18 protein-coding genes are annotated in these 15728 nt (G+C 55.5%); 8 read left to right on the top strand and 10 right to left on the bottom strand.

The features are described from left to right. Window positions 1–39 precede the first annotated feature (39 nt). From phaR to AC2FJ5_RS02960, 3 genes are all read right to left on the bottom strand, one after another. Window positions 40–594: a polyhydroxyalkanoate synthesis repressor PhaR gene (phaR, locus tag AC2FJ5_RS02970; RefSeq protein ID WP_496749494.1), complete on the bottom strand. Its 555-nt coding sequence runs from the start codon at window positions 592–594 to the stop codon at window positions 40–42. Between the two features lie 136 nt (window positions 595–730). After that, entirely contained in the window at window positions 731–1177 is a 447-nt protein-coding gene (locus AC2FJ5_RS02965; protein WP_142633002.1) for a phasin family protein, read from the bottom strand. A gap of 134 nt (window positions 1178–1311) precedes the next feature. After that, window positions 1312–3114 (bottom strand): PHA/PHB synthase family protein, encoded by a 1803-nt coding sequence (locus AC2FJ5_RS02960; RefSeq protein WP_142633000.1) that lies wholly within the window; start codon window positions 3112–3114, stop codon window positions 1312–1314. Between the two features lie 111 nt (window positions 3115–3225). On the opposite strand from AC2FJ5_RS02960, the gene phaZ reads away from it, so the two are divergent. Beyond that, window positions 3226–4497 carry a polyhydroxyalkanoate depolymerase gene (gene phaZ / locus AC2FJ5_RS02955; protein ID WP_271947865.1) on the top strand — a complete coding sequence of 424 codons (1272 nt, stop codon included), beginning with the start codon at window positions 3226–3228 and terminating at the stop codon, window positions 4495–4497. Between the two features lie 5 nt (window positions 4498–4502). Beyond that, the gene (locus AC2FJ5_RS02950; RefSeq protein WP_496695915.1) at window positions 4503–5087 is read left to right on the top strand and encodes a DUF6151 family protein; all 585 of its coding nucleotides are present in this window, start codon (window positions 4503–4505) and stop codon (window positions 5085–5087) included. Here AC2FJ5_RS02950 and AC2FJ5_RS02945 read toward each other — a convergent pair. From AC2FJ5_RS02945 to AC2FJ5_RS02930, 4 genes are all read right to left on the bottom strand, one after another. Then, on the bottom strand, window positions 5078–5794 hold the full coding sequence (locus AC2FJ5_RS02945) for an alpha/beta fold hydrolase (RefSeq protein ID WP_142632994.1): 717 nt from the start codon (window positions 5792–5794) through the stop codon (window positions 5078–5080). The two genes, AC2FJ5_RS02950 and AC2FJ5_RS02945, sit on opposite strands and share 10 nt — an antisense overlap. A gap of 84 nt (window positions 5795–5878) precedes the next feature. Then, window positions 5879–6493, bottom strand: a complete 615-nt coding sequence (locus tag AC2FJ5_RS02940) for a hypothetical protein (protein WP_496700637.1) — start codon at window positions 6491–6493, stop codon at window positions 5879–5881. Between the two features lie 28 nt (window positions 6494–6521). Then, window positions 6522–7502 (bottom strand): alpha/beta hydrolase, encoded by a 981-nt coding sequence (locus tag AC2FJ5_RS02935; protein ID WP_496700581.1) that lies wholly within the window; start codon window positions 7500–7502, stop codon window positions 6522–6524. Further along, complete coding sequence (locus tag AC2FJ5_RS02930; RefSeq protein ID WP_282021849.1) at window positions 7502–8251, bottom strand: alpha/beta fold hydrolase; 750 nt, start codon at window positions 8249–8251, stop codon at window positions 7502–7504. Before AC2FJ5_RS02930 ends, AC2FJ5_RS02935 begins: the two co-directional genes overlap by 1 nt. Before the next feature lie 218 nt (window positions 8252–8469). Between AC2FJ5_RS02930 and thrS the strand changes: the two genes are divergently transcribed. From thrS to AC2FJ5_RS02905, 5 genes are all read left to right on the top strand, one after another. Beyond that, window positions 8470–10428, top strand: a complete 1959-nt coding sequence (gene thrS, locus AC2FJ5_RS02925; RefSeq protein WP_496792414.1) for a threonine--tRNA ligase — start codon at window positions 8470–8472, stop codon at window positions 10426–10428. 221 nt (window positions 10429–10649) lie between these two features. Continuing rightward, entirely contained in the window at window positions 10650–10952 is a 303-nt protein-coding gene (locus tag AC2FJ5_RS02920) for a BufA1 family periplasmic bufferin-type metallophore (RefSeq protein ID WP_142632987.1), read from the top strand. Window positions 10953–11026: 74 nt separating this feature from the next. Continuing rightward, complete coding sequence (bufB, locus tag AC2FJ5_RS02915) at window positions 11027–11884, top strand: MNIO family bufferin maturase (RefSeq protein WP_496792413.1); 858 nt, start codon at window positions 11027–11029, stop codon at window positions 11882–11884. Then, window positions 11881–12642 (top strand): HvfC/BufC family peptide modification chaperone, encoded by a 762-nt coding sequence (locus AC2FJ5_RS02910; protein WP_496792411.1) that lies wholly within the window; start codon window positions 11881–11883, stop codon window positions 12640–12642. Before bufB ends, AC2FJ5_RS02910 begins: the two co-directional genes overlap by 4 nt. Continuing rightward, window positions 12639–13157 carry a hypothetical protein gene (locus AC2FJ5_RS02905; protein WP_496792410.1) on the top strand — a complete coding sequence of 173 codons (519 nt, stop codon included), beginning with the start codon at window positions 12639–12641 and terminating at the stop codon, window positions 13155–13157. The genes AC2FJ5_RS02910 and AC2FJ5_RS02905 overlap by 4 nt, the downstream gene beginning before the upstream one ends. Before the next feature lies 1 nt (window position 13158). Here AC2FJ5_RS02905 and AC2FJ5_RS02900 read toward each other — a convergent pair whose 3' ends face one another. Together AC2FJ5_RS02900 and AC2FJ5_RS02895 are read right to left on the bottom strand one after the other, a co-directional pair. Beyond that, complete coding sequence (locus tag AC2FJ5_RS02900; protein WP_142632981.1) at window positions 13159–13527, bottom strand: hypothetical protein; 369 nt, start codon at window positions 13525–13527, stop codon at window positions 13159–13161. 41 nt (window positions 13528–13568) lie between these two features. Further along, the gene (locus tag AC2FJ5_RS02895) at window positions 13569–13886 is read right to left on the bottom strand and encodes an ArsC/Spx/MgsR family protein (RefSeq protein WP_281972388.1); all 318 of its coding nucleotides are present in this window, start codon (window positions 13884–13886) and stop codon (window positions 13569–13571) included. Window positions 13887–14102: 216 nt separating this feature from the next. Here AC2FJ5_RS02895 and AC2FJ5_RS02890 point away from each other — a divergent pair, with 216 nt between their 5' ends. Continuing rightward, window positions 14103–14309, top strand: a complete 207-nt coding sequence (locus tag AC2FJ5_RS02890; RefSeq protein WP_142632979.1) for a cold-shock protein — start codon at window positions 14103–14105, stop codon at window positions 14307–14309. Window positions 14310–14744: 435 nt separating this feature from the next. On the opposite strand, the gene thyX is transcribed toward AC2FJ5_RS02890, so the two are convergent. Continuing rightward, the gene (gene thyX, locus AC2FJ5_RS02885) at window positions 14745–15656 is read right to left on the bottom strand and encodes an FAD-dependent thymidylate synthase (protein WP_142632978.1); all 912 of its coding nucleotides are present in this window, start codon (window positions 15654–15656) and stop codon (window positions 14745–14747) included. Window positions 15657–15728 lie beyond the last annotated feature (72 nt).

Raw genomic sequence — 15728 nt, 5'->3', positions numbered from 1 at the left:
GCCCGCCAGCGGCGGGCCTATTTCATTGTGTGGACAAATTCAGTTCAGTTTAGACAGCTTTTGCTGCAACTCCGCCAACTGCTTCTTGATGTCGTCCAGATCCTCACTCGACTGGGGTTTGGCCTCGCTATCCTTTTCGGGACCGGACCAACTGCCGGAAATGCCGCTGGTCATCGCCTTCAGAAATGCCTTTTGCTGCGCTTGCAGTGCGTCGAAACCCGGAATCTGGGTCATCGGATTCATCGCAGACATGTTTTCCATCATTTTGCTTTGGCTTTCGCGCAGCATTTCGAACGAGCTTTGCAGGAATTGCGGCATCACTCCTCCGCCCGGCAACATATAGCTGCGCACAAGATCGTTCAGCACGTTCACCGGCAGGACATTCTCACCGCGGCTTTCATGCTCGGCAATGATTTGAAGCAGATATTGCCGTGTCAGATCATCCCCAGTCTTCAGGTCTATGATCTGAACTTCGCGACCGTCACGTATGAATGCCGCAATATCTTCGAGCGTGACATAGTCACTGGTTTCAGTGTTATACAGCCGACGGCTGGCATATCGTTTGATTAGCAACGGTTTTTCTTGTTCTGACACCGTCTACCCTCCCCAAGGAATGATGCATTGCAGCAGAGATTATGCGAGTGCAGAACAAAAAGAAAGGGCAGGTCTTTCGACCCGCCCAACGCGATTGCACCAAATGGGAGGAGTGGGTGCACCTCGCTATCTTACCTTACTTGGCGCCAGCTGCTTTTTTCGCAGCAGTGGACACGTCGTTGGTTGCTTTTTTGACAACGGCAGTTGCGTCTTCTGCAGCGTTTTTGCCAGCAGCCATCAGCAGCTCAACGGTTTCCGACTGAACTTTTTTCGCGATTTCAGCGAAAGCAGCCAGGTTTTCAGCAGCAACTTCAGCCGACGCGCTTGCGTAGTCGGTTGCAGCTTTTGCGTAATCTGCAGGGTCAGATTTCGCTTTCGACATATCGGACAGTTTGGCCAGGGTTTCCTTGGTCCATTTGTTCGAAATCTCAGCCGATTTCTCAGCCGCTTCCAGAGCAACGCCCGACAGCTTTTCGTTCAGGGTCGCGGTGGTGTTGAACGCACCTTCCAGAGCGGTGGTGTCAACAGGGAATGCACCCATCATGTCTTTCAGGGTCGCGGTAAAGTCTTGAGTCTTTGCCATTGTCCAAATCCTTTGCTTGCCGATCCGGGCCAACCCCGGGCTTCATCAGCTTGAGGACAATATCGTTGCTGCATCGCAGCATTGCAAGTTTTTTCTTGCTGCACTGCAGCAATATTTTTCTAAACTGTTAAAAATCAATCTGTTGCCTTCACCAAAACATAGGTTCCTGGTGCCTCGGCCAGGGAAGCGTATCCCGAATCGCCCACTTGGCGCGCGGGGATCTGCTTGCCGGATCTCTTCTTCAGCCAAGCTTCCCACTGCGGCCACCAGGACCCTTTATGAAAATCGGCCTCTTTCATCCACGCATCGGCATCCGCATTGAGATCAGGGTTGGTGTAGTGGCCGTATTTCTTCTTGCTCGGCGGGTTCACGATGCCTGCTATGTGACCGGATTCCGAAACGACAAACGTCTTCGAACGTGACCCCATCTGCTGCACACCCCGATAACAATCTTTCCAGGCGGCGATATGGTCGGTTTCACAGCTGATGGCCATCAAAGGAACATCAACGTCGCGGATATGCAGTTTGTGCCCAAGCAAATCGAAACCGTCGGTCACAAATTGATTTCTCTGGCAAAGCCCCCGCAAATACTCGATTGCCATTTTGCCCGGAAGATTTGCGCCATCCCCGTTCCAGTAGAGCAAATCAAACGCCGGAGGGGTCTCGCCCATCATATAGCTTCGAATGGCGGGGCCGTAGATCAGGTCATTCGATCGCAGGAACGACATGGTACGACCTATGACCCATGCTTTTAGGATACCGTCTTTCGTCACTTGTTCTTGAATGCCGTCGACAAAGTCGTTCTGTAGGAACGGCGTGAATTCCCCCTGCTCACCGAAATCGGTCAAGGTTGTAAAGAAAGTCGCCGATTTGATGGATTTGTCGCCACGCTGTTTCATCAGGGACAGCGTCAGGCTCAACGTGGTGCCGGCAATGCAATATCCCACCGCATTGACCTGCTTGACCTTACAGATCGACTTGACGGTCTCGATGGCGGTCAGAAATCCCTCTTCGACATAGTCGCCCATACCGACCTCGGCATGAGAAGCATCCGCATTAACCCAACTCACAACAAACAGGGTATAGCCCTGCTCGGTCACCCATTTGATGAGGCTGTTCTGCGCCTTAAGGTCCAGAATATAGTATTTGTTGATCCAGGGCGGAAACAGAACGATCGGGGTTTCGTGTACGGTCTCGGTCGTGGGTTTGTACTGGATCAACTCCATAAGCCTGTTGCGATAGACCACGTCGCCCGGAGTTGTCGCGATATTCTCGCCAAGCTTGAACGCAGATTCATCCGCCAGTCTGACAACCATTTCACCATTATTGGCTTCTAGGTCAGCAACTAGATTCTCTAGCCCTTTGATCAGCGATTGCCCTTCCGTCTCGACCGCCTTTTCCAGCGCGTCGGGATTGGAGGCCAGGAAATTCGTCGGAGACATCAAGTCAATGATCTGTTGCGAAAAGAAATGCAGCCTCTGCTTGTCCTTGCCGTCCAGATCGTCGACCGAAGCAACCGCCTGCGCGATTGCATCGGCATTTGTCTGATACTGCTGGCGAATAAACCGGAAATAGGGGTTGGTGTCCCAAAGAGGGTTTGAGAACCGTTTATCCTTGGGTCCGGGTTCGCTGTCCTCGACCCCGCCGGCGGCCAGCGCCTGCTGAGCCTCAGCAAAGTTCATAACGGATTGTCCCCAGAAGGCGACCTGATGTTCCAGAAGCTTGGCGGGATTCTGCCACGCTTCGGCGAAATACGAAGTTGCTGCTCTTGCGAAAAGATCTTGATTCGGACCGTCCAACGCGGGAGTGTGCGCCTCTTTGCCAGCCATCACATCGATCAGCCTTTTCGACAATTCTTCGACTTTCGTCATATTTTCTCTAATCCGTTCAAGGTGTTCCTCGGACAGCTCTGGCGCGTTATCTTCACTTGTTGTCATTTTAACAATTCCACCCTAACCTCGCTGCTATGCAGAATAACGTCGTGGGCGTCGGGGGGCAAAGCGACGAATGGTCCGAATTATCAGGCTGACACTCAGGAGGCCCATTTCATGCGCTACATGATGACCTACGATCTGATGGAAACGATGCGCAACACCAATCAGTGGATGGGTGCTACGGCAAGTGCCATGGCTTCTTATCCGCTGTTTTCGATGGTGCCCAACCCTGCGTTCAGCATGATGGCCGCCTGGGGCGAGGTGACTGAGCGGACGTTCCAGCGCATGGTTGTAAAACCCGACTGGGGAATCCGTACATTCACTTGCGAAGACGGCAAGGATCATCTGGTCGATATTGTCCCGGTGATCGAACGCCCTTTTGGTGATTTGATACATATACGTGTCAATGGCCGCGCCGAACAGCCCCGCAAGGTGCTGTTGGTCGCCCCGATGTCTGGACATTACGCCACTTTGCTTCGGTCCACCGTAAAAAGCCTCTTGGTGAATTGCGAAGTTTATATCACAGACTGGCATAATGCGCGCGATATCCCCGTGTCCGAAGGTAAGTTTGATGTAGAGGATTATACACTTTACCTTGTCGATTTCATGAAAGAATTGGGACCGGACACCCACGTTGTAGCCGTCTGCCAACCGGCGCCGCTGACTCTGGCCGCCACAGCCTATCTGGCCGAGGTCGAACCCAAAGCCCAACCCAGCACGCTGACATTGATCGGCGGACCTGTTGACCCGGATGCCACACCTACCGACGTGACTGATTTTGGCCGCCGCGTGACAATGGGGCAGCTGGAAGAAACCATGATTCAGCGCGTCGGCTTCAAGTATAAGGGCGTCGGGCGCATGGTGTATCCCGGCCTGCTGCAGTTGGCCTCGTTCATGTCGATGAATTCGGACCGGCATTCTCAGGCGTTTTCCGAGCAGATCCAGAGGGTTATGCGGGACGAGGCTTCGGATCACGATGCCCATAACAGATTCTACGATGAATACCTCGCCGTCATGGACATGACCGCCGAGTTCTACCTTTCGACCGTCGAACGCGTCTTCAAAAACCGCGAAATCGCGCGCAACGAGTTTGTTGTTGCAGGGCACAAGGTGGATATCGGCAAAATTACAAACGTTGCTGTCAAAACAGTCGAAGGTGCGAATGACGACATCTCGGCCCCTGGCCAGTGCATTGCTGCGCTCGAGCTGTGTACAGGGCTGCCGGATTCGAAAAAAGCCAGCCATGTCGAACCTGGCGCAGGTCACTATGGCATCTTCGCCGGCCGCAGCTGGCGCGACAATATCCGCCCATTGGTGATCGAATTTATGAACGCCAACGCCCGCAAACCCTCTCGCAAAGCGGCCAACCGCAACAAAGTGGCCTAACGCCGATGGGAAAGAAAGTCGCCAAACAGACGGCTTTCGCCTGCAACTGTGGAAAACTCTTTGGCAGCATTACAGCCAGAGGCGTTCAGTACGGAACGCATGTAGTCTGCTTTTGCCGTGATTGCCGGGCCGCGCAGATATATTTCGGGCAACCGGACCCTGCGCCGGAACCGGTGGACATTTTCCAAATGGCCCCTGAAGAAATAAGGATCGACGGCGGCATCGAACACCTGGCCGCGATGCGCCTTGGCCCCAAGGGGATGCTGCGCTGGTATGCCAGCTGCTGCAATGCGCCGCTGGCGACGACATCAAATACTCCAAAATTTCCGTTTGCGGGCTTTGATGTGAAACGAGTTTCCGACCCGGACTGTTTAGGGCCGGTTACGACCCAAGGGTTCATTCCCCAGGCCGATGGAAAACACAAACACAAGCGACTGGGTTACGCTGTCGCCGGGATTGTTACGCGGGTACTAAAATCCCGGCTTTCTGGCAGTTGGAGGGACACCCCGTTCTTTGATCAGAATACGGGCCAGACGATCTCAACCCCGGTCATTCTCAGCAAAGAACAGCGTAAAGCGCTCTACGCGTAATCCAGCGCAGGCTTCACGCTGAGCCAGGTCTTCAGCGCCTCGGTGACATTTTCAGGCGATTCCAACGTAGGCAAATGTCCTGCATCCTTGATGACGTGCAGTTCTGCATTTGGGATCAGGTCCGCCATGAACGCATGCCTTCGCACCGGAACAACCGTGTCATGCGCCCCACATAGCACCAAAGTCGGGGCCGTGATCCGGCGCAGGTTGCCCTGCTGGTCCGGACGACGCTGCAGCGCGCGAATCTGACGCTCGAACACCTGCGGGCCCAAATCTAACGCCATCGAGATGACATCAGCAAGAATGGGAATACGTCGAGGCCCCGGGGCCAGCGAATCCGATCCAATCAGCCGACGCATCACTTCCTCTAACCGACCCATCTTGGCGGCGACCAACAGCTCCTCCCGCGCGGCTGCGGTCTGAGGCGATTCCGAATGCGCATCCGAAGCCATCAGACACAAGCGCGACACCCTCTCGGGTGCATATCGGACAATTTCCAAAGCGACTACGGCGCCCAGGCTTAGGCCCGCCAATGCAAAGCGTTGTGGCAACTGAACCAATAGGCCCCGCGCGATCTCTTCAATCCGTTCAGCAGTCGAAACCGAAGCGACCGTCACGGCGCGATCACGTGACAGGGCGCGCATCTGATGCTCAAATACCCGCGCATCACACATCAAACCGGGCAAAAGAACCAACGGCTCGATCAAACAACGCCTCCTTTGGAAAAGTCACTCAAATCGTCGTCATTAGTTTCAGGATGAGAGGTTTTGTATGGTTCGGCAAGTTAAAGTTCAGGGGTAGCGGATACCGCGAAAAGCGGGGAAGTCCGCATATCGTCTTTGCCGCTCAAGGTCACCCTCGCCAGGCGCGCCTCCTGGGCGCAGAAGGCAGCCCCGCGGCGCGATATAGCTGTCGATGCGCTTATGAGGCACAGGCCTCCAGACCAGATTGAAAGCACAGAGTTTTGGAAAGAACCAGATTTCGGAATAATCCAGATGGTCGTGCATCCACCACGCCAAATCCCGCCAATCCCGCCCCGCCTCATATTGATCCGCAAACCATGGGATCACGACCGATGCACCGGCAATCCGATCATCACCCACCGCGCGATCCCAGATGTGACATTCCAGCGGGTTATCATTTCGCGCGCAATTCAGCCGGTTTTCATTGCCGAAACGGTTCAATGATGCCGAGCGATAGCCGGATCGTACGGCAATCCGGCCAAAGGTCTCCTCAAGCGGGTCCAGCAGGGTTTCACAAAGCGCCTTTCCGGTTTCGATGGCAAGGTTGGGATCGTCTGGAAAATTCTGCTTTTCGTGAAAATTGCTTATTTCCGAATACAGAAAATCGCGCATGAAAAAATGACGGGACAGACGCACACGACCGAGGGTTTCAAGGCTCCACATACTGCCTGGTCTGCGCATTATTTCTTCCTCACTCGATCCCCAAGGTTTTCAACCATCTCAGGATACCAGCCACCACTTCGTCGGTCTGCCCCGGAGACATCAACCGCCCGGCGATCACATGGGAATTAGGATCGTCCCCGGGCCCCATTGTTACCAGCTCAACCGACGCAGGGGCGCCCCATGCCTTGGCAATCTCGTGGGTCAGGTCGGCACGCACGACCTGATCTTCATTCGAGAACCAGAACAACGCGGGAACCTTTGCGTCTGAAAAATCCAGCGCATAGACCACATCCACCAGCACTGTCATCGGCACCACAGCCTGCCAAGGGTAGACCGCCGACCAGAATTTGTTCATTTCCGGGTTCACCCCTGCGACGCCCCGGGTTTCACCCATCATCAGGGGCAACCAGATGCGCGCCCAAGGCAATCCGGGTATCCATGCGCCGGCCGCTTTAACGCCGAAATTCGGAGAAACAAATACGATCCCCGCAACGTTTTGGCTCAGCTCTTCATTCAGTGCGGCCGCAGCTGCCAACGTGCCGCCGGTTGATGTCGAAATCACCACGACCTGATCCCCAACCGCCCGTGCGGCAGCCAGCCCTTCGGCAAGATCCTGCATCCAACCCGCGGCCGTCGCCTCACCCATTGCTTCCCCCCCGCGACCATGACCCTGCAACCGCGTGTAGACCAGATTGGCGCCCAACGTTTCGGCGAGCAGATCGGGAACCGGTCGGATCTCTTCGGATGATGCAGAAAACCCGTGCAGATACAGAATCGAAACAGGTGTTCGCTGCTCTTTATAGCCCTCTTGCCAAATAACTCGCTTTTCGACCCCCGGAATGATGTCGGCGAATGCAGATTCCACACTTTCGAAATAGACCTGCACCCCTTCGCCGAATTTGCGCGCGTCAAATGTTGGGGCCAGATCAACCTTCTCACGCGGGCCAAGCCAATAAATCAGGCCAAACGCAACGATCAATGTCAGAAAAACGCGACCCAATATCCGCATTATTGGGCTGCCATCACATCGAGAACAGCTTGTTCAATCAACCCCAGGCATGGGCCATCCGAAAAGCGATGATCGGCGTGCTTGATCAATGACAGGCGCATATCGGGCCCGAACGCATGTTCAATCAGGCGCACTGCTGTTCCGGTTGAAACCGCTGTGTCTTCGGTACCTTGCAAAAACCGCACGGGAAAAGGCATATGCAGAGGCTTGCGCAGGACCAAATGTTGGCGACCATCTTCGATCATCCGTTTGGTCACGATGTATGGCTCCATATAGTCCGAAGGCAGCTCGACATGGCCAACAGTTTCCAGTGCCTGTTTCTGGTTTTCCGAGAATGAAGCCCAATACCCGTCCTCGGTAAAATCCGGCGCAGCAGCGATGGTCACCATTCCCTGAATCCGATCTGGCAGCGCTTTGGCCAACAGCAGCGCCTGCCACCCCCCCATGGACGAGCCAACAACAATCAGCGGCCCATCCGTCAATTCCGTGATCGCGGCCAGCGTATCCTCATGCCAGTCACCAATGCATCCTTCTTCGAACGTGCCCCCGCTTTCACCGTGACCTGAATAGTCGAACCGCAGAAATGAATGGCCTCGCCCCTGCGCCCAGGCCTCCAAATGCACCGCCTTGGTGCCCTCCATATCGGATTTGAGCCCGCCCAGAAACACGATGGTCGGCCCGGTGCCCTCGCTTTTGTGATAGGCCAGCCGCCGTCCCTGCGCCGTTTCCAGAAAATTCGTCGCTGCCATGACACCCTCTTTTCTTTTTCCGATATCATGCACGCCCCACCCCCAAGTGCAATTCCCAGATCCCCCTTCATCTGGCCAAAAACACCTCGGGGAGCGCGAGGGGCCAGCCCCTCGCGCCGGCCCTTGACAGGTCCACCCCCACCTGACAAATGAAGCGAACACAACATAACCCGCAACCGGGCGTTCAGTGGGCGCCAAACCGACGAGGAGAGCCAGCCATGGCCTTGGACGCACAGTCAATCTCTCTCACTTTTCCTGACGGCAATGCACGATCCTATGACGTGGGTATAACCCCTGCGCAGGTGGCCGCCGACATCTCGACCTCACTGGCCAAAAAGGCCATCTCAGCCACGGTGAATGGCCAGCATTGGGATCTGCAATGGCCCATTGAATCTGATGCCGAAATCGCCCTGCACACCATGAAAGATGAAGATCAGGCAAACGAGCTGATCCGCCACGACCTCGCCCATATCATGGCCCGCGCGGTGCAGGAAATCTGGCCCGACACCCAGGTCACAATCGGCCCCGTTATCGAAAACGGCTGGTACTACGACTTTGACCGGGTCGAGCCTTTCACACCCGAAGATCTGGGCAAGATCGAAAAAAAGATGAGGGAAATCATCAATAAACGCGACGCCGTGACCACTGAGGTGTGGGATCGGCAACGCGCGATCGATTTCTATACCAAAAATAACGAGCCTTATAAGGTCGAGCTGATCGACGCCATCCCCGGGGATGAACCTTTGCGCATGTACTGGCATGGCGACTGGCAAGACCTGTGCCGCGGTCCGCATCTGCAGCATACCGGCCAGGTTCCGGGCGATGCGTTCAAGCTAATGAGCATTGCTGGCGCCTATTGGCGCGGTGACAGCGACCGTGCGATGCTGCAACGCATCTATGGCGTGGCTTTTACCGGCAAGGAAAAGCTAAAAGCGCACCTGCACATGCTGGAAGAGGCTGCCAAGCGTGACCACCGCAAGCTGGGCCGCGAAATGAACCTGTTCCACATGCAGGAAGAGGCTCCGGGCCAGATCTTCTGGCATCCGAATGGCTGGAAGATCTATACCACCCTGCAGGACTATATGCGCCGCATGCAGGAACGTGACGGCTATGTCGAAGTCAACACACCGCAGGTTGTTGACCGCAAATTGTGGGAAGCCTCGGGCCACTGGGACAAGTATCAGGAAAACATGTTCATCGTCGAAGTCGACGAGGAACATGCCCGTGAAAAGGCCGTGAACGCCCTTAAGCCAATGAATTGTCCCTGCCACGTGCAGGTGTTCAATCAGGGTCTGAAATCCTATCGCGATCTGCCTCTGCGCATGGCCGAGTTTGGGTCTTGCGCGCGGTACGAACCCTCTGGCGCGCTGCATGGTATCATGCGGGTGCGCGGCTTTACCCAGGACGATGGGCATATTTTCTGCGCCGAAGATCAGATCGAATCTGAAACTGCAAAATTCATCGCGTTTCTGTCGAAGGTCTATGCCGATCTCGGTTTCCATGATTGGACCATCAAGCTCTCGACGCGCCCGGAAAAACGCATCGGGTCGGATGAAAGCTGGGATCTGGTCGAAAAAGCCCTAGGGGACGCCTGCAAGGCCGCAGGATACGACTATGAGCTTCTCGAAGGCGAAGGCGCCTTCTACGGACCCAAGCTTGAATTCACCCTGACCGACGCGATCGGCCGTACCTGGCAATGCGGCACCCTTCAGGTGGACCCCAACCTGCCTGAGCGGCTGGACGCCAATTTCATTGGCGCGGACGGATCGAAGCACCGCCCCTTCATGCTGCATCGAGCAACGCTGGGTTCGTTCGAACGGTTCATCGGCATCCTGATCGAAGAACACGCGGGCAAATTGCCCTTCTGGCTGGCCCCGCGTCAGGTCGTGGTCGCTTCGATCACCTCCGAGGCTGACGGTTACGTGCAGGAAGTGGTTGAGACACTCAAGGCCGCAGGTATCCGAGCCGAGGCGGACATCCGCAACGAAAAGATCAACTATAAGGTTCGTGAACACTCGGTCGGCAAAGTTCCGGTCATTCTGGCCGTCGGTCACCGTGAAGTTGAGGACCGCACGGTCAGTGTCCGTCGTCTTGGTGAGAAACAGACACAAGTGCAGCCGCTTGAGGCTGTAACAAATGAACTGTCGCGGGCCGCTACGCCGCCCGACCTGCTGTAACAATCAGCGGCAAATTGCACAAAATCCGGCCCTCTCTGAGGGGCCGGATTGAAACATTTGCGTTTTATCTCTTCTAAAACAAACTATTAGTTTGCAAGATGTCATGACAGTCATTGACGGGCTCGTGAGACACAGGCTCGTGAATTCAACTGTGACCTGCAACCCATTACCTTTGTCATTGTCGAACACAGACATACGCAGTCATCAAAAGGATAACCGAGATGTCGAACACCGCTAAATCCCTTGTCATCGCAAGCGCCGTAGCCGCAGCCGTTTCAGGCATGGCCACAACCGCATCCGCACAAGCCAAAGAAAAGTGCTATGGCGTTTCTCTGGCCGGTCAGAACGATTGTGCCGCCGGTCCCGGCACCACGTGCGCGGGCACCTCGACTGTTGATTATCAGGGCAATGCCTGGACGCTGGTAGATGCCGGCACCTGCGCCGATATCGACCTGCCTCAGTCAGCTGACGGCGCTGCCCGCAAGGGATCGCTCGAGCCGCTGGAGCGTGACCTGCCGGCATAAGCCTGAGTTTTTGCCAAATCTGAGGGGCGGGCAAGAATCGCCCGCCTCTTTTTTCAAGACCGCGAGGTTACCAGATGCTGGACAGCACAATCCGATCGAACAGGCTGCCTGCGGCACCAGGCGTCGGCTATAAGCCTCAGCATTTCCAGCAGATTCTGGATCACCCGCAACCGGTCGCATGGCTGGAAATCCACGCCGAGAACTACATGGGCGATGGTGGCCGACCGCTGGCACAGCTGCGGCACTTGTCGGAACACTTCCCGATTTCCGTCCACGGCGTTGGCCTGTCCATCGGCGGAGAAGGCCCGCTGGATACAGACCACTTGGCCCGCTTGAAACACCTCGTCAGCTGGCTCAACCCCGCCAGCTTTTCCGAACATCTGGCCTGGTCGACACATGACAGCCACTTCCTGAATGATCTGTTGCCCCTGCCCTATACCGACGCAACCCTTGCACGGATTTGCGATCACATCGACCAAGTTCAGAATGTCGTTGGGCGACAGATGCTGCTTGAAAACCCGTCAAGCTATCTAGCATTTGATGAAAGTACGTGGTCCGAACCAGACTTCCTGCGCGAAATTTCGGGCCGCACCGGATGCGGGCTCTTGCTGGATGTGAACAACGTTTTCGTATCGGCGACAAATCTCGACTTCTCACCGCAGAGCTATATCGACGCCTATCCGCTGGACAAGGTCGGGGAGATCCACCTTGGCGGACATGATGAGGATGAAGACGACCACGGGCTTCCCTTGTTGATCGATAGCCACGGGCGAGAAGTGGTTGATCCGGTTTGGGCGCTTCTGAACTATGTGCTTGAACAATCGGGACCAAAACCTGTTCTGGTGGAATGGGATACCGACGTCCCTGATTGGCCTGTCTTGCGTGCCGAAGCCGATCGCGCCCAAGCGGCACTGGACCGCATCCCAGCATGAGCGTGTCGCAAGAAGAGTTTCACCTGGCTTTGCTGGATCCAGCCATGTCGGTGCCTGAGGGCCTTGTGGACGCGTCGGATCAGCCGGCGGGACGGCGTTTCAGTGTCTATCGCAACAATGTTGCCGTTTCGCTGACCGAAGCCATGCATCAGGCCTTCCCGGTTATCGCCAAGTTGCTGGGTTCGCAAAACATGGACGGGTTGGCCGGGCTTTTTCTGCGCAGCCACCCACCAACCTCGCCGTTGATGATGTTCTATGGCGAAGCGTTTCCGGATTTCCTGGCCGGGATGGATCAGCTGTCGCATATCGGGTACCTGCCCGATGTGGCGCGACTGGAGCTGGCCCTTCGCCGATCTTACCACGCGGAGGACAGCGTGCCAGCGCCGGACGACGCATTAGCCGTGCCACCCGAAGATCTTTTCCGGGCCCGATTGGAATTCGCACCTTCGATGCAGATCTTGCGCTCGGATTGGCCCGTCTTTTCCATATGGCGGTTCAATACGGAAGACGGCGTACCGAAACCCCAAGCTGGTGCTGAAGATACCCTGATCACGCGCCGCGAGTATGATCCTGTTCCTCAGGCCCTGCCGCAAGGCGGGGCGGGTTGGATCGCCGCGATGAAGGCCGGAAACACAATCGGACAGGCATTTGAAAACACTACCGAAACCACCCCGGATTTTGATCTTGGGGCCACTCTGGCGCTGCTGTTACAGGGCGGCGCTATCACTTCTGTGACTATTGAAAGGCTGGCAACATGACTGCCCTGATCTCTCTTCATAACAACGTCCTGGGACGGATCGACAGCTCGGCCAACTGGCTGACACCAACCCTGGCGCGTCTTGTCTTTGTTGCCGTGTTGCTTGTCTACTACTGGAACTCAGCCACCCTGAAAATCGACGGATCGATTTTCTCTCCGTCAGCGGGGGCGTTTGGGCAGATTTTCCCCAAAGCGGCAGAGGCCGTACTTTATGACGTAACCCAGATGACTTTTTTCCAACGCGTCGTAATCTTTCTGGGAACAGCCGCCGAATTTGTCCTGCCAGCCTTGTTGCTGGTCGGCCTGCTGACCCGGGTGGCAGCCCTTGGGATGATTGGGTTTGTCTGGGTCCAGACCATTGTCGACGTGACCGGTCATGGCGTCAAACTGGGAGGCCTGTTCGACAACGCACTTACTTTGATGGATCAGCGCGTGATGTGGACTTTCCTGTTTCTGGTCATCGCGATAAACGGCGCAGGCCCGATCTCGATCGATCGCATCCTGCGCCTGAAGTAACTCAGAAATGTGCCTTGGGCTCGTCCGGTTTACCCGCGGCCAGCCCAAGGAGACCCGCCACGGCGGCAAAGGCGACCGGGAACATGGTGAACACATTGAACCCGAACGCATAATACATCCCAGCCGCAGAAATCAGCAGCAACACGCCACCAATCAGAGCGCGGGCATGTGCCATCGCCCCGCCCGCAATAGCCAATAAAGGCGCAAGGATCGCCGCGGTTCGGATCAACTGCGCATTGTCCACCTGCTCGGCAATCCCGTCGATTTCGCCAAACCTGTCGATCAACTCGACATATCCATAGCCAACAAACCCGACCAACATGCCGATCAGACCGGCAACTACCCCTAAAATCATCGCTGCGTTACGCATTTAGAACCCTCTAGCTTGCGACCAACCACATAAGTACCCACTCAGCCAACGCCAAGGGCTGCCTGCGTTTCAGCCGTCCAGCCCAGATAAAGTGCACCGTCTTTCTCAACAAGCGGTCGCTTCATTAAGGTTGGGTGTTCCTGCAAGAGTTCCAGCGGCTCTTTTTTGCGCTGCTCTGCATCCAACCCGCGCCATGTTGTCGACCTGGTATTGAGCAAAGCCTCGCCGAAACGTTTTAGGGCCTGCGCCAGTACCGCATCCGGCACACCTTGCGCGCGAACATCGATAAAATCCGAACCCTCAAGCAATTTCAAAGCCTTACGGCAAGTATCGCAAGTCTTCAATCCATATACGCGCATTTTCAGGCTGCTCCTGTTTCGATCTTGATAATGGGCAAATTCGCCAGTGTATTCCGGTATTTCTTGATTTTTTACTTCACCGTGCAATGTTGAAAAAGACGGAACACGTAATTCGGGCCGTGTCGTGTGGACGAGACGGTGATGTGTTGCGGTTACGTCAATCGCTACCCCCACCAATTTTGTGGGACAACGTGCAAGTAGAAGGAGACACGGGAAATGCCAACTGGCACCGTGAAATGGTTCAATACCACCAAAGGCTATGGGTTTATTGCCCCTGATGAAGGCGGCAAGGACGTATTTGTTCACATCTCGGCCGTTGAAAGATCTGGTCTTACCGGACTCGCTGACAATCAGAAGGTCGCTTACGAACTGGAAGACGGACGTGACGGCCGACAAATGGCTTCAGATTTGAAGCCACTGTAAAATCCCGTTACTGCGGGTACGAAAATCAGGACAACGGCCAATTTCAGGCCGTTGGCCATCGAAAGTGAAGTGCCTATTCTCGCGCCCTGCTGCTTTCGGGGCGCGTGGTTCAATTTTGCCACATGGCACGATACAGGACGTACTGGTCGCACAGGTGACCTCCATCGTCCAGTTGCCGGATTATCTAGTCCACACTTCCATCAGTTGTTCAGGATTGCACATCCTGGCTCTTGCCCGCTCAGAGGTGAACTGGAGCGCAAGTTTTTGGTGCATGTAGCCGTGGGTTCGCAAATCACCATCGACGATGGGGGGCCTCGGCCTGTGCCACGCAAGGCAGGAACAGGGTCAGACAACCGGTTTTGATCAAAACTGAAAGTGTCATGAAACGATCGCAACCATTTCATGACGCCCCGTATAGACAGACGGCAAGCGCACTCAGCTTTCCTTGATGATCGCCTCGAACTCACGCCATTCCCGCCCGGTCATGCCCGAGTTTTCCTGCGTGACCGTCTCTCCGGCCAACATCCGACGCAGGCTGTCGACCATCTGCGCGGAAAGATTGACCGCACCCAGGCGGTAATCTTCAAACGCCTTATAGGCGGCCGGCACCCAATCAGCGACGATCTTGCACATGGCATCGGCGTAAACACGAATTTCGTATTGGGCATGAGGATCCGCGCGCAGACGCAGGAAGTGGAACAGGTTGTGCAGGTCAACCTTCCAGTACCATTGCGTGTAGATATTCGCCGGAAGGTTCATCCGCGCCAGTTCACGCGCAAGCCCTTGCTGCCCGTCCTGACCCATCATCGCCTCGTAATTGTCATAACAACGCGCGCTATCAGCTTTCAATATCTCAAGGACGCGCGCGGCTTCTTCGCCCTGCAACGTATCGCCGCGACCCTGATTGTTGATCTCGGACTGCGCGGACACGTGCTCGGGTGCCGGGATATAGAATTCACGGTCCAAAATCGAATAGCGCGCCGAATATTCATTCACATTCGCTGTCCGGTGCCGAATCCACTGTCGCGCGACAAAAACCGGTAACTTGACGTGCAACTTTATCTCGCACATCTCAAACGGGGTCGAGTGCCAGTGCCGCATCAGATAGCGGATCAACCCTTCGTCATTTTGCACTGATTTGGTGCCCTTGCCATAGGACACGCGTGCGGCCTGACAAATCGCAGCGTCATCACCCATATAGTCGATCACGCGCACAAAACCGTGGTCCAGAACCTGATGCGCCGTGTACAGATGTTCCTCCATCCCCGCAGCTACAACACGGCGTGTTGGATGCGATTGCGCCCGTTGCGCTTCGATCTCGCCCAGTTGGTCAGAGGACAGCGGCATGAAATTTCCTTTCCAGCAATGAGTCGCCTGCCACTATATATCGCCAATCAAAAGACAGGAACCGCGATATGT

The sequence above is a fragment of the Ruegeria sp. CDSA221 genome, from assembly GCF_059611825.1.
This window is presented reverse-complemented; position numbering and strand designations above follow the sequence as displayed.